The sequence below is a fragment of the Nocardioides marmoraquaticus genome (genome assembly GCF_054777915.1).
The window spans coordinates 35,566-49,680 of record NZ_BAAHAA010000016.1 but is presented as its reverse complement, the minus strand read 5'-3'; the positions used below and the strand labels follow the sequence as shown (position 1 = coordinate 49,680).

The following is a 14,115-nucleotide window of genomic DNA, read 5'->3' as shown; positions in this document are numbered from 1 at the left end:
TACCCGTACGTGAGCGGCGCCACACCGGACGACGGACGTAGACTCCGCCCACGTGGCACTCACCATCGGCATCGTCGGCCTCCCCAACGCGGGCAAGTCGACCCTCTTCAACGCCCTGACCAAGAACGACGTGCTCGCGGCGAACTACCCGTTCGCGACGATCGAGCCCAACGTCGGCGTCGTCGGCGTCCCCGACGCCCGTCTGCCGAAGCTCGCGGAGCTGTTCGGCTCGGCCAAGGTGCTGCCCGCCACCGTCGAGTTCGTCGACATCGCGGGCATCGTCGCCGGAGCCAGCCAGGGGGAGGGGCTCGGCAACAAGTTCCTCTCGCACATCCGTGAGTCGGCCGCGATCTGCCAGGTCACCCGCGTCTTTCGCGACGAGGACGTCACCCACGTCGACGGCAAGGTCGACCCTGCCTCCGACATCTCCACCATCCAGACCGAGATGATCCTGGCCGACCTGCAGACGGTCGAGAAGGCCGTGCCGCGACTGGAGAAGGAGGCCCGCGGCGACAAGTCCAGGGCCGCCCACCTCGCCGCCGCCAAGGAGGCGCTCGAGGCGCTGGAGGCAGGCACGCCCATCATCGCGACCACGATCGACCGCGAGCTGGTGCGCGAGCTGTCGCTGCTGACCGCCAAGCCCTACCTCTACGTCTTCAACTGCGACGCCGACGAGCTCGCCGACGAGGACCTCAAGCAGCGGATGCGCTCGCTGGTGGCCCCCGCCGAGGCGATCTTCCTCGACGCCAAGTTCGAGGCCGAGCTGGTCGAGCTCGGCGACGACGAGGAGGCCCGCGAGATGCTCGCCGAGACCGGCGTCGACGAGCCCGGCCTCGACACCCTCGCCCGCGTCGGCTTCGACACCCTCGGCCTGCAGACCTACCTCACCGCCGGCCCCAAGGAGTCGCGCGCCTGGACCGTCAAGAAGGGCGCCACCGCCCCCGAGGCCGCCGGCGTCATCCACACCGACTTCCAGAAGGGGTTCATCAAGGCCGAGATCGTCTCGTACGACGACCTCGTCGCCGCGGGCTCGATGGCCGCCGCCAAGTCGGCGGGCAAGGTCCGCATGGAGGGCAAGGACTACGTCATGGCCGACGGCGACGTCGTGGAGTTCCGCTTCAACGTGTAACGCCGCAGGTCAGGCGCCTATCTCTGCATTTCTGCCCACACCTTGCCCACACCAGCGGAGAGGACCTCGCCGGCGAGGGTAGTCGCGGCGGTTCTGGTGCGGTCCTCCGCGGAGGGCCAGAGGTGGCTATAGGTCTCCAATGTCGTGGTCGCCTTGGCATGGCCGAGCGCTCGCTGGACGGTTACCACGTCGCAGCCCGAGGCGATCAGCCCGGAAGCGTAGAAGTGACGGAGGTCGTGCAGTCGGAAGTGGCCTGTGCCGGCTGCGGCCAATGTCTGCCGCCACTGGTACCCGACTGTGTTCTGGTGCGGCGGGTCAGCGTCGCCACCCCCGAACAGCCATTCGCCGCTCGGGCCAAGCTCGACGTGGCGAGCAAGGATCTCAAGCAGCTGCGGGGGAGCGGGCACCTCACGTTCGCTGCCATACTTGGGCAGGCTCAGTTCGACCCGGCCATGTCCCGCTCGCTGTACCTGTCGCTGCACCTTGATCCGACGCCCTAGGAAGTCGACGTCATCAAGTTGAAGTGCAGCAGCTTCGCCCAGGCGCAAGCCCGCGAGGGCTGCGACTGCCACGAAGGCGACGAAGTGGTTGTTGGCCGCCTCCATAAGTTGACCGACCTCGCCGGGGGTGGGGATCGTCATCGCCGCTGCGCGCTTGCGCTGACGTGGCAGCCGAACTCCGTCGCTTGGGTCCTTGGCGATGAGTTCGTCGCGCACTGCCGCCCGAAGCACAGAGCGGACGTTGACGACCCGGGTCTTGATGGTGCCGGGGGCCAGGGCTCGGCGGCTAGAAGTGCCAACCGACATCGACTTGATCCAGGCCTCGACGTGGGTGTGACGTATCTTCGCCAGCTCAAGATCTGCGAACGGCGCGGACCGCACTGCCAAGGACATCGCCTTCTCAGTGCCGCTAGCCCACACCTGCCGCGCTGACCAACGCTCGTAGTAGTCCGCCAGCGTCACCCGGCCCGCGCGAGGGTCAGTCCACCCGCCCACATCGATCGCCCTGAGCTGCGCGCGTAGCCAGCGCTGTGCGTCAGCCTGTAGGCGGAAGGTCGCCTGATGCTGTCGGCCCGTCTCGGGATGCCGGTAGCGAGCTCGCCACGAACTCCCTCGTCGGTCCACGCTGCCGTGCGCCATCTCGTAGGCCTCCTCCCACCAGTCCCCTCCTTACCAAGCACTCCGCCTGCGCGCCACCCCGAACTCGCTACCAGGGCCGGTGGGCGTACATCCGATGGCGAGTGTCTGAGAGAGCTGGCCGCCGAAGGGTTGCTCATGGCACGGGCTAAGATTCGCCGAATCGAGGTTGCCGTCGACCCCCGGAGTCAGGAGCGTATGTCTGCCCCGCTGAGCCCCACTGTGACGATTGCGACGGGGGCGGTACCTGAGGGCAAAGTTGCCGACTTCCTGACCGGGAAGCATGTGCGCGATACGCCCGAGGAGTACGTGCGTCAAAATCTCGAGAAGGCTCTCGTTCGACAATACAAATACGCTCCGACCGACTGTTTTCCCGAGTTCGCAATAAAGGTTGGTTCGTCGCGGAAACGGGTCGACGTAGTAGTATTTGCTACTGGCGCGACTCATGAGCAAGCGAACGCGCGGATTCTTATCGAAACAAAGCGGGCCGGCACTAGTCCACGCAACAGGAGTGAGGGCGTGGACCAGCTCCGTAGCTACATGGCTGCTTGCCTCAACGCCGAGTATGGAATCTGGACGAACGGCGAGGAGCAGTACTGTCTCGCCAAGCGTCAAGATGGCCGCGGCGGGTTCTCCTTCGAAGAGATAATAGACATACCAGCATTCGGGCAAACCGAAGCTGACGCGCAACGGCCTCAGCGACGAAATCTCAAGCCTGCCACGGCTGACAATTTGTTGTTTGCTTTCCGGCGCTGCCACAACTACATCGCCGGTACGGAGGGAAAGCAAAAAGCCGAAGCATTCTGGGAACTCCTAAAGTTAATCTTTACCAAGATCGAAGATGAGCGCTCGCGCAGTTTGCAGTTCTATGTGACCGCTTCGGAACGTGCTAGCACTACGAGCGCGGCGGCGGCCAAAACGCGGGTCCAGCGAATCTTCGAGGAGAAGGTTCTCACCAAGTACGGCGCAATATTTCCGACGTCAGACCGCGTAATCGACCTGAAGCCGACCGTGCTGGCCTTCGTGGTCAGTCAGCTACAAGGCTACTCGTTGCTCTCTAGCCCGGTAGACGTCAAGGGCGTCGCGTACGAAGAGATCGTAGGGTCCAACCTGCGCGGCGATCGGGGGGAGTTCTTCACACCCCGTAACGCATGCAGGATGGCTGTGACGATGCTCAACCCGCAGCCCACTGAGCGACTTCTGGACCCCTCCTGTGGAACTGGTGGGTTTCTCATCACCGCCATGAACCACGCCCTCACGCATATTGATAACGAGGAACGAGCCGAATGGGTGGAGCCTGCGCGTGGCACCGATCAGGAGCGAGATGAACTGTTCCGTCGACGTGCTGACTACTTCGTTTCGAAGGTGCACGGTCTCGACCTGAATCCTGGCCTCGTTCGTGCCGCGAAAATGAACATGGTGATGAACAACGATGGGTCAGGCGGCCTGTGGCAGGCCAACACTCTGGCAAACCCGCGGACCTGGTCCGGTGACGCTGCGGAACGGGTTGCACTTGGCAGTATCGACTGCGTTGTGGCAAACCCACCCTTCGGCGCCAACATTCTTATCGACGACCAACAGATTCTCGAGCAGTACGACCTCGCAGCGATGTGGGACCGCACGGCCACGGGCTGGCAGAAGAGAACGGACTCCAACGGCAAGGCTGTTTTGCAGAAGAGTCAACCGCCCGAAATCCTGTTCATTGAGCGGATCGTGCAATTCCTTGTCCCGGGGACAGGGCGCTTTGCTGTCGTACTCCCCAATGGGATCTTGAACAACCCCGCTCTCGGCTACGTCCGGACCTGGCTCCTTCAGAACGTGCAACTCCTTGGTGTGGTTGACATGGCTCGTGAGTTGTTCCAGCCAAAGAACGACACGCAGACGTCCATGCTGCTTGGGCGGCGGCTCAGTGCGGCGGAGAAAACCGCTGCCGAGTCGTCCACGCTGGATTACCCGATCTTCATGGCCATTGCTGAACGCATCGGCCACGACAAGCGCGGAAATGTACTTTATCGACGGACGCTCGAAGGTGATGACGTCACCATCACCCGCACGGAAACAATCGCTGCTATCGATACCGAAACTGGGGAAGAGGTCCTTACGCAGGTCGAGGTCTCCGAGCGGCAGATTGACGATGAGCTCGGCGATGTCGCTACCGCATACCTACGGTGGCTTGGTGAAAACCGCTGAGTCGGCCGTCGTCCGAAGGCTCCGATGATCACTTCTGCAACTCGGTCCGGATTCGCCCTCGCGCACGACCGTCTTGATGCGCACTTCTTTACCGCTCCGGGAGTTGCCGCGAGCGAGCATCTCGCGGTGCTCGAGGCTGCCGGGGTCAAGGTTCAAAGCCTGGGTGACCTTGCGTCCGTGTGGGACCCACCCCGCTTTGCTCGCGCGTACGCAGCGCCCGCGGAGGCCGGGATTCCATACCTGCGGCCGTACGATGTCTTCGATTACCTTCCGGATGCGTCCGACAGGTTGGCATTGCTGCGGAACCGTGACATCGCACGTCTGACGATTGCCGACGGCGATCTGTTACAGACCTGCTCGGGACGGAATCTTGGCCCCGTGACCATGGCTGACGAATCGCTGGCTGGGCTAGCGCTGAGCCACGACATGATCCGGATCTCGGTGACCGACCCGGCGATGCGAGTCTTTCTGCTGGCCTACCTCAAGAGCAGTGTCGGCCAAGCATTGCTCCGTAGAGGGCGGAGCGGATCAGTCATCGACCACATCACCGTCTCCGACGTCGCGTCCCTCCCGGTCGCTGTGCCGACTGGCGGTGTGTTCGAGGACATCGTCACTCATGCCGAGATCTCCGCCGAGGAGGCTTCGATTGCTCGCAAGTCGTTGCGGTCGCTCGTTAGCAAGTACGCACGCGATGACCAGGGGGCCTTGCTCGAGGGCGTCTCAGATGTCTCCGGTGGCGCCGTCCTGGGAAGCACGGCGCGGGCCGGGCGGAACGCGCTTGGGACCTACTGGACCATGCACGCGTCAGAGCTTCCGGACCGGCTAGATGCCGGCTACTACGCACCCCAGGTCCGGGCCGCACGGCAGCGTGCAGCGTCGGACGGAGTCCGCCTCGGCGACTTGGCGACCGCGCATCTGCCGGTGCGATACAAGCGCTACTACGTCGAGTCCGGGCACGGCCGACCCATCCTCTCGGGCCGGCAACTGCTGCAATTTGAGCCTGTCAACCTGCGCTACGTCTCCGATCGGTCGTTCAGGGACCCAGCCCAGTACGAGCTCGTGGAGGGAATGACCGTGTTTGGGGCGGTCGGCAGAGCTGAGGGCAAGCAGGGTGCACCCGCCTTAATCACTGCCGAGCGATCGTCTTGGCTGGCGAGTAACGATGTAATGCGGCTCGTTCCACGCGCGGGGGTCGACCCCGCTGCGCTCTGGCTGGCTGTTGCATCGGCGGAGTCGCGGTTGCAGATCAACGCGCTGTCCTTCGGTTCGGTCGTCGACCACATGAATCCGGGCGACGTCGAGAACATTTGGGTGCCGTCAGTAGATCCGAGCGACGCTGCCTCAGCCAACGACGCTTGGCTCAGATTCGGCCACGCCGCAGTTCAGATGGGCGAAGCCGTGCGAATCCTCGAGGGTTTTCTGAGTCAGGGGACGGACCGGTCCATGAGGGCCTAGCAGACGGGGGTGCCAGCCTGCGGTTCACGTGGGCTGAGGCGAGTTCGCGCTCGCGTGCACGGTGGCCACTCATTTCACCGGATCGGCTCGGGGGGACTGATAGGGCACCGCTCCGAGTTCCCTAGATCGCCGCCGACAACTAGTCCAAACCGGACTCCGGTCTCAGAGTCCTCACCCCACCCATTCCTGAACTCCAGTTTCGTGGCCACTCCTGCACCCACCCAGCGGTCGGAACGGCCCGTGACTGAATCTGAGCGGCACGCATGCTACGGCGGTGCGTGGCGCGTCCCCGGTGATCGCTGAGCTGGTCTCGCAACCCTAGGTAGACGGGCCCTCTCCAACGTCTCGGGGGCGCGAGGTGGTGGGGCCGCGTGCAGGGTGGAGTGAAGTTCTATCGAGGTGCCCCGGGAGCGGCTCGCACCTATGTCGAGGCGGACCGCTCTCGGGCCGATGACTACTACCTGGGTGAGGGCACCGGCATTGCTCGACGGTTCGTTGCGGAACGAGCGCAACCAGCAGCGTCAGATCCGACGGACGGGTCGATGCCCACCGCGGCGTTGCTGGTCGTGCGAGAGGCCGACGGTCTGGACGGGGATGCGTACGAGGCGTGGGTCGCTGGGTTCGACCCAGAGACCGGCGAGGCGAAGGGCCGGCTGCGAACTGACCCGCAGGCGCTGCGGTTCGCGGAGGTGGTGGTCAACGGTCCGAAGACGTGGTCGCTGGCCGCGGCGCTGCACTCGGAGATCGCTGATGCCTACGACGCGGCGCAGGACCAGGCGGCGACCGAGATCATCAGTTGGTTGGCCGAGCACGCCACCACTCGTATCGGGCCACGGGGCCGGCAGGTGCAAGTGCCGATCGACGCGCTGGAAGCGGTCACGGTGCGGCACTACACCTCGAGAGCAGGTGACCCGCACCGCCATCTCCACCTGCAGCTCAACGCCCGGGTACACGCGATGGGGCGGTGGCGAGGCCTGCACTCCGTCGGGATCGTTGACAGCATCGACGCCATCAACGGCATCGGTCACGCCGCGATGCAGTGCAACCCACAGTTCCGGCAGGTTCTAGCAGGCCACGGCTACCACCTCGACCACACCACCGGGGAGATCCTCGAACTCGCCCCCCACGCCCGAGCCTTTAGCGCCCGGGCAGCCCAAGTCGCCGCCAACATCGACCGCTACGAAGCCACATGGCGTCGCGAGCACCCCGGCACCGAGCCGGGCCCGGGTCTACGACGGGCGTGGGACCGGCGGGCTTGGGCCGAAGCCCGCCCCGACAAGGTCGTCCCCCTCGACGGAGAGACGCTAGCCCGTCGGTGGTGCGAGGAGTTGACCGAGCAGGGATTCGCTCCACCAGTTCGAAGATGTGAGGTGGAGCCCATGAGGGCGGGGTCGATCGACCGGGACGCCATTGCCGACATGGCCGTAACGCGGCTCGGCGCGAGGCGGTCGGCCTGGAACGCTGCCGACCTCCGTGGAGAGGTCGAGCGGGTCCTCGCCGCCATCAACGTGGTTACCGACCCCGCCGCCCGCCGCGAGCTGGCGGAAGACGCCACCGGCCGGGCCGTGGCCGCCAGTGTGCCACTGCTGCACCGCGGCGACGTCCCGCACCACGTTCGCGCCCTGACGTCCCCCCAAGTGCTCGCCGTCGAGGACCAGCTGATCGACCGGCTCACCGTGCTCGCCCGGGGCAGAACTCGGGACGCCACTGACACCCAGGCCCCAGACGGACTGGGGGGACGCCTTGGGGGACACCACACGGGATCTGCGCCGGCTGGTCTTGACGCACGTCAGGAGCACGCGGTTTGTGTGCTGGCCGGGACCAGCCGCTTAGTGGTCGTCGAGGGCGCCGCAGGAGCAGGCAAGACCACCACCCTGGCCGCACTGAAGCAGCGCCTCGACCACACCCGCGACACCTCGCGCTTGGCCCCGGTGGGGGGCGCTCATGGGGACGGGGGTGCTGTGATGAAGCGGCGAATGGTGGTGGTGGCCCCCACCCTCAAAGCGGCGCAGGTCGCGCAGCAGCAAATCGCTGTGACGGCGTTCTCGGCCGCCTGGCTCATTCACGCCCACGGCCACAGGTGGACCGAGATCGGCACCCGTCACCGCGTCCCGGTCGCTCCGGCCGAGGTCGACCCGCGCGCAAGGCTACGGCCGGGCGACCTGCTGGTTGTTGACGAGGCCGGAATGCTCGACCAAGACACCGCTCTCGCGATCCTCAAGATTGTCGAGGAGGCGGGGGCCAGGGTCGCGCTTATGGGCGACCGTCATCAGCTTCCCGCCGTCGGTCGCGGTGGCGTGCTTGACCAGGCGATCAGGGCGGTTCACCCGGCCGACCATGTCACCAGCGACGTCGTACACCGATTCGCCGATCCTGAGTACGCCCGCCTTACCCTGGCCATGCGCACCGTCGAGAATCCAGTAGACGTGTTCAACCAGCTTCACGCCTGCGGACGCATCGTCATCCACGCCTCCGACGTCGAACGCCTCGCGGCGCTCGCCGATCTCGGTGCCGCCGGCGAGACCGTCATTGCCGACACCCACGCCCAGGTCACCGCCCTGAACCAGCATATTGCTGACCTCCGTCACGGCGACGTGAGCGCCCCATCCGACTTGCCTGCAGCCGTAGCCGGACGCGGCGGACTGCCGCTACGTGTCGGGGACCAGGTCGCCACCCGACGCAACGACGGCAGCCTCGGGGTCGCCAACCGCGACCGCTGGAACATCACCAGCCTCACTTCGACCGACGGTTCCGGCGGTGGCGGCAACCGAGGTGGGGGAGTCGTCATCGCCAGCGACAACAAGGGCACCCGGACCCTGCCCGGCGACTACGTCTCCGCCCACCTCGAACTCGCCTACGCCACCACCGTCCACGGCGCCCAAGGCGACACCGTCGACTCCAGTCACCTACTGCTTGGCGAAACCACCGGTTCGGCCGCGGTCTACGTCGCCATGACGCGCGGGCGCCACCGCAACACCGCCCACCTCGTCGCCGAAAATGTTGACGACGCGCGCAAGCAGTGGGTCGCCGCTGCCACTCGAAACCGTGCAGACCTTGGCCCCGCTCACGCGGCCAAGGTGGCGGCGGCGGACATCGAGAGATACGGCCCTTTGTCACCGCTGCGATCAACGTCGCCCGAACCAAGAGCGCGGCGCGTACCAGAACGGCTTAGCCCGCGACACGCTGAGGGACGGCGACCTCGAGTCGGCCGGTGACGGGTTCGGACCTAGTCGACCGGTCCGCTCGGAACGGGTCTGGGTGGCTCGGCGCTACCCACTCTGAGCAGCCGCTATCGTCGAGCCGACATGCCCGAGGGAGGACCTGATCGTCGAGGGTCGACCTAGCTCACACCGCTGTCGGGTAGACGAGAGTTTCAGCCGTCGGTCACTCGCCGATGCGGTGTCACTCGACTTACGAGGACGGTCCGGAGCATCCAATACACGCGAGCGGGCCGGACAGGCGGCACCCCGCATGCACTATGTTCGCGAGACCCAACTGGGGCGGTAGGAAGGGTGGTCGCTGTGCCTGCTCTTGCAAGCGTCTTCGGGCTGTCGGCGGATCCTGCGTTCACCTACATCGACCGTGGTGATCTCGACCAGCGGTTTCAGTACGCCTGGAGTCTCAACGGGCATGTCGTCATTCATGGCGGATCGAAGCAGGGGAAGACGTGGCTTCGTCAGCGGGCCCTGAGCGAGGACGAGGTGCTTGTAGTTGTATGCCTCCCCACGACTTCGGCGACACAGCTCCTCGAGCAGACTCTGAGCCTTTTGGGGGTGCGTTCGACGCTGCGATCGGCGGAGTCGCACTCGGTCGCGGGTGAGATTGACGTGTCTGCAGCGGGTGAACTAGGAGCGCGGGTAATAGGCAAACTGAAGACTAAGTTGGGCATTAAAGTTCAAGGGTCTAAATCCTCGACCGAGGAATCGGTGCCGATCGGCCGGACCCCTGGTGACTTGTCGTGGGTTGCTCTCGTGATCGAAGAGAGCGGCAGGAGCCCAGTCTTTGAGAACTTCCACTATCTCACATCCGACGTTCAGCGTGAGTTCGCGTACATCCTTCGAGCGTTCCTTGACTACAACGTGCCGTGCGTAATTACTGGCGTCTGGGCGCAGAGCAACTTGTTGGACAGTCACAACGGGGATCTAGAGGGCCGGGTTGAAGAACTAGAACTGCTGTGGAGCGCGGATGACTTGGATCAGGTCGTAGAGCGTGGCTCCGAAGCGTTGAACATCCGGTTTGACCCCGAGGTGCGCGCGTCGCTGGTCGCGGACAGTTACCAAAATGTTGGTCTGCTGCATCGCCTGAGCGCGGAGACGTGCCTCGAGCACGGCATCCGTGAGTCCTCCGATGGTGACGTCAGGGTGCTTGACCGCTTTGAAGCGTTCAATTCGGCTCGCACCCGCGTCGCGCGCGCTCTAGGTAACAGGTACATCACCATAATGCAGAGGCTTTGCGATGAAGACTCGATATACGAGGACGCGCTGCGGGTCATGGCTGCTGCGTCCGATGTCGAGCACAACGCAGGATTCCCGCTAACGCAACTGCCGACTCTGATGAGTGGTGCAGGAGGCAAGCGGCACACTCGTCCGAACATCAAGCGCAAACTCTCTGTCATCGAAGCCGTTCAGTCGAGCTTGGAGATCGAACCGCCGGTCTTCGCGTGGGATGTTGCCAGCAACAGACTGTTTGTGGTGGACCCGTCGTTCCTCTTCTTCAAGCGGTACGGTTCCGTCAGATGGCCCTGGGAGGACTAGTTCATGGAGACGCCTAAGTTCAATCCCACCAAGTTCAAGGTGGCCGACTTCCTGAGTTGGCAGCGGTCTGGCACTCTCGACCTGAGTCCTGAATTCCAGCGTCGGTCTGTCTGGAAGCGAGGCGCCAAGTCGTACCTCGTGGATACCGTTCATCGCGGTCTGCCCGTTCCGCTCGTATTTCTGCGAGATCGTCTTGACCTGGCCACCGGCCTGAACGTTCGAGAGGTGGTAGACGGCCAGCAGCGGCTGCGTACGCTATTGAGTTTCATCGACCCACGCTGCATAGCGGACTTTCGGCCCGACGCAGATCAATTCGTCGTCAGTGCAACTCATGACCGGACCATCGCTGGACGCACGTTCGATGAGTTGCAAGATGAGTCGAAGAAGAAGATTCTCGGCTACGAGTTCAGTGTTCAGGCCCTGCCGGAGAACTTCTCCAATAAGCAAGTTCTCGAGGTCTTCGCGCGCCTAAACTCCACTGGCCAGCGACTCAACGCCCAAGAATTGCGCAATGCGGCCCACTTCGGGGAACTCAAGACTCTGATGTATTCACTCGCGTATAAGTGGATGGATCAGTGGTTGGCGTGGGGCGTATACACGCCTGAACAGATTTCACGCATGAACGAAGTCGAGATGGTCAGCGATCTATCGTACAACGTGATGCACGGGTTGTCGGGCAAAAGTCAACCGAGATTGAACCGTTTCTACGCCAGCAACGACGACGTGTTTGAGCACGCCGGAGAACTGGCGCGTCAGTTCGATGCGGTGATGGAATGTATTGACGAGGTCTATGGCGATCTGATGGCAAAGAGTGTTTTCTCTAGAGAGGTGCACTTCTTCACCCTGTGGATCTACGTCTACGACCAGCTCTTCGACCTCGCGTCCGAAGACTTTGAGGAGGCGTCCGCTCCGCCCGAGTCGCTGCGAAGAGGCCTCACCGAGGCAAGTCGACGCTTCAAGGAACTCGAGGTTCCACCCGAGGTGCTCGATGCTGCCTCGAGAGCGTCTGCCGACTTCGGCAGACGGAGGACACGGTTCAAGTTCCTGTCACGCGTTGTGGGTAACGCTTAGCGGTTTCGCGCCACTTCAGGCGGGCCGCTTACGGCGATCATCGGGTCCTGGCGCGCGCCGGTGACACACGCACGGCTTCGCCCCCCGACAAGTGCGCCGCACTTCGCGCGCCGAGAGCGAGGCGACCGCAGGTGCGAATCCAGAACGGAGGGCCGGCCACGAGCGCCCCTGGTTGGACGCAGGTGCCGATTGCGAGGCTCAGTGTGCCCACACCTTGCCCACACCGCAACGGGCAACAACCAGCAACGCAGGCAAACCTTGAAAGGCGTATCCGCAGGTCACAGCGGGTTAGACCGAGCGATGGCCAACTTAGGGAAACGCAGTATGGGTTCCGCTTCAACGTCTGAGACGGGCGGAGCCCCCTTCGTGACGCCCGCTCGTCCCTCCCGGGCTCCTCAGGGACCGGGAAACCCGCGCTCGTCCTTTGCGGGATCCTCAGGGAGCGGAAACCCGCGCTCGTCCCTCGCGGGCTCCTCAGGGAGCGGACCATGCCCGCTCGTCCCTCGAGATGCTTCCCGAGGAGGTTGCGCCGCAGCCGTCTCGAAGGACCGGGTGAGGCGACGGTGGTGGTCTCGACAGGCTCGACCAGCGAGCGGAGGCGCAGCCGCTCCCTGAGGTGCGAGCGGAGCGAGCCTCGAAGGGCCGGCCCTCACACGGTGGCGGGCTCCCGGGGGCTGCTCATGACCCTGGGACGAGCATGCCGGGTGAGGCGGTGAGCCCTCATCCGCTTCACGGACATGACGAGGTCACGTCGCGACAGCGGGTCCCGCGACTCGCACTTCCGAACCCTGCCTGCACGAGCGGTCGTCTGGGGCCGGTGGACACGTTCCTGTAGACCGGTGTGCCGGATTCGTGCCAAAACCCTGACGGGGGAGGAGGGCGCTGCTTACGGTCGTGAAAATGGCACACAACCCCGCGAAAGGCACGAAACGCCCATGACCACCGTCTCTCGGAAGACGTCTGTCTCCCTCACGTTCGGCCTGCCGGTGCTGGCCGTCATCTTCTCCTCGGCCGGCCTCGTCGCACCAGCTGCAGCGGCGCAGGAGCTGCCGCTCGGCCCCGGCACCACCCGGGTCGCGGACTCGCCGCTGGCCGCGACGCTGTCCGCCGGGTCGACCAAGGTCGTCACCGGCAAGCAGGTCAGCCTCACCGGCACCTCGCCGTCCGTCCTCGGGCTCTCCCTGCCGCTCCCGGTCGCCATCGAGCAGTCCGTCGGCGGCGGTGCCTTCACCAAGGTCGCCGACGTCACGCCCGAGGCGGACGGCAGCTTCAGCTACACCGCGGCGCAGCAGCGCAGCTCGACCTACCGCGCGGTCCCGCTCGCGCCGGTCGGCGAGGTGCTGACCGTCGTGCTGCCCGAGCTCGTCGCCAGCGCACCCGTCGCCGTCGCCACGCAAGGCACGGTCAGCATGACCGCGAAGCGCACCGCCAGGCGCACGTATGTCGTCTCGGGCAGGGCGACCCCCGCGACGGCCGGCCAGGGCGTGAAGCTGCAGGTCAAGCAGGGTCGGACCTACCGCACCATCGGCTCGACGACCACGCGTGCCGACGGCGGCTACGCCTCGCGGGTCAGGCTCGCCAAGGGCAAGCGCACCCTCCGCGTCGTCACCGTCACCACCGCCGACGCCCTGGCTGCGTCCTCGACCCGGGTGGTCCGCATCCGCTGATGCGTCGCTCGCACCTGCGACAGCGCCCCCGGACCGGTCACCGGCCGGGGGCGCCGTCGTACGTCGGCACGGGTGGGTCAGGCGGTCAGCTTCTCCGCGATGCGGAGCACACGCCGCACGAGGTGGTCGAGCGCGGTGGTCTCGACGTCGGTCAGCGGGGCGTCGTTGCTCGCGCCGGTGACGTGCGAGACGCCGTACGGGTTGCCGTCGACGAACTTGGAGCCGTCGGTGTAGCCGGGGGAGACGATGACGCCGCCGAAGTGGTGCACCGAGTTGTAGAGCGCCAGCAGGGTCGTCTCCTGCCCGCCGTGGGCGGTCTGGCTGCTGGTGAAGCCGGCGTACGCCTTGTCGGCGAGCAGGCCCTGGCTCCACGGGCCGGAGAGCGAGTCGATGTACTGCTTGAGCTGGCTGGCGACGTTGCCGTAGCGGGTCGGGGTGCCGAAGAGCACCGCGTCGGCCCAGACGATGTCGTCGACCTCGGCCTTGGGCTCGTCGGCGACGGCCTCCACGTGGGCGCGCCAGGCGTCGTTGGAGTCGATGGCCTCCTGCGGCGCGAGCTCGGCGACGTGGCGCAGCCGCACCTCAGCGCCGGCGGCCTCGGCGGTCTCGGCGACGCGGCGCGCCATCGACTCGACGGTGCCGGTGGCGGAGTAGTAGATGACGGCGAGCTTGACGGTCATGGGACCTCTCTCGGTGGTCGGTGGTGTCGAGGC

At 65.2% G+C, this 14,115-nt stretch carries 9 protein-coding genes; 7 read left to right on the top strand and 2 right to left on the bottom strand.

Going from position 1 to position 14,115, the window contains the following annotated elements; translation table 11 throughout:
* Window positions 1–52 precede the first annotated feature (52 nt).
* Window positions 53–1,129 (top strand): redox-regulated ATPase YchF, encoded by a 1,077-nt coding sequence (gene ychF, locus ACYU8I_RS12820; RefSeq protein ID WP_460841384.1) that lies wholly within the window; start codon window positions 53–55, stop codon window positions 1,127–1,129.
* A gap of 17 nt (window positions 1,130–1,146) precedes the next feature.
* Here the strand turns inward: ychF and ACYU8I_RS12815 are convergent, their stop codons facing one another.
* The gene (locus ACYU8I_RS12815; RefSeq protein WP_460841382.1) at window positions 1,147–2,091 is read right to left on the bottom strand and encodes a tyrosine-type recombinase/integrase; all 945 of its coding nucleotides are present in this window, start codon (window positions 2,089–2,091) and stop codon (window positions 1,147–1,149) included.
* A gap of 99 nt (window positions 2,092–2,190) precedes the next feature.
* Between ACYU8I_RS12815 and ACYU8I_RS12810 the strand changes: the two genes are divergently transcribed.
* The 6 genes from ACYU8I_RS12810 to ACYU8I_RS12785 all read left to right on the top strand — a co-directional run bounded on the left by ACYU8I_RS12810 (window position 2,191) and on the right by ACYU8I_RS12785 (window position 13,402).
* Window positions 2,191–4,455 (top strand): N-6 DNA methylase, encoded by a 2,265-nt coding sequence (locus ACYU8I_RS12810; protein ID WP_460841379.1) that lies wholly within the window; start codon window positions 2,191–2,193, stop codon window positions 4,453–4,455.
* A 126-nt stretch (window positions 4,456–4,581) separates the two neighbouring features.
* Window positions 4,582–5,910: a restriction endonuclease subunit S domain-containing protein gene (locus ACYU8I_RS12805; RefSeq protein WP_460841376.1), complete on the top strand. Its 1,329-nt coding sequence runs from the start codon at window positions 4,582–4,584 to the stop codon at window positions 5,908–5,910.
* A gap of 371 nt (window positions 5,911–6,281) precedes the next feature.
* Complete coding sequence (mobF, locus tag ACYU8I_RS12800) at window positions 6,282–9,125, top strand: MobF family relaxase (protein WP_460841375.1); 2,844 nt, start codon at window positions 6,282–6,284, stop codon at window positions 9,123–9,125.
* Window positions 9,126–9,431: 306 nt separating this feature from the next.
* Complete coding sequence (locus ACYU8I_RS12795) at window positions 9,432–10,664, top strand: hypothetical protein (RefSeq protein ID WP_460841372.1); 1,233 nt, start codon at window positions 9,432–9,434, stop codon at window positions 10,662–10,664.
* Window positions 10,665–10,667: 3 nt separating this feature from the next.
* Entirely contained in the window at window positions 10,668–11,735 is a 1,068-nt protein-coding gene (locus ACYU8I_RS12790; protein WP_460841369.1) for a DUF262 domain-containing protein, read from the top strand.
* 935 nt (window positions 11,736–12,670) lie between these two features.
* On the top strand, window positions 12,671–13,402 hold the full coding sequence (locus tag ACYU8I_RS12785; RefSeq protein WP_460841367.1) for a hypothetical protein: 732 nt from the start codon (window positions 12,671–12,673) through the stop codon (window positions 13,400–13,402).
* Between the two features lie 77 nt (window positions 13,403–13,479).
* On the opposite strand, the gene wrbA is transcribed toward ACYU8I_RS12785, so the two are convergent.
* On the bottom strand, window positions 13,480–14,082 hold the full coding sequence (wrbA, locus tag ACYU8I_RS12780) for an NAD(P)H:quinone oxidoreductase (RefSeq protein WP_460841365.1): 603 nt from the start codon (window positions 14,080–14,082) through the stop codon (window positions 13,480–13,482).
* Between the last annotated feature and the right edge of the window lie 33 nt (window positions 14,083–14,115).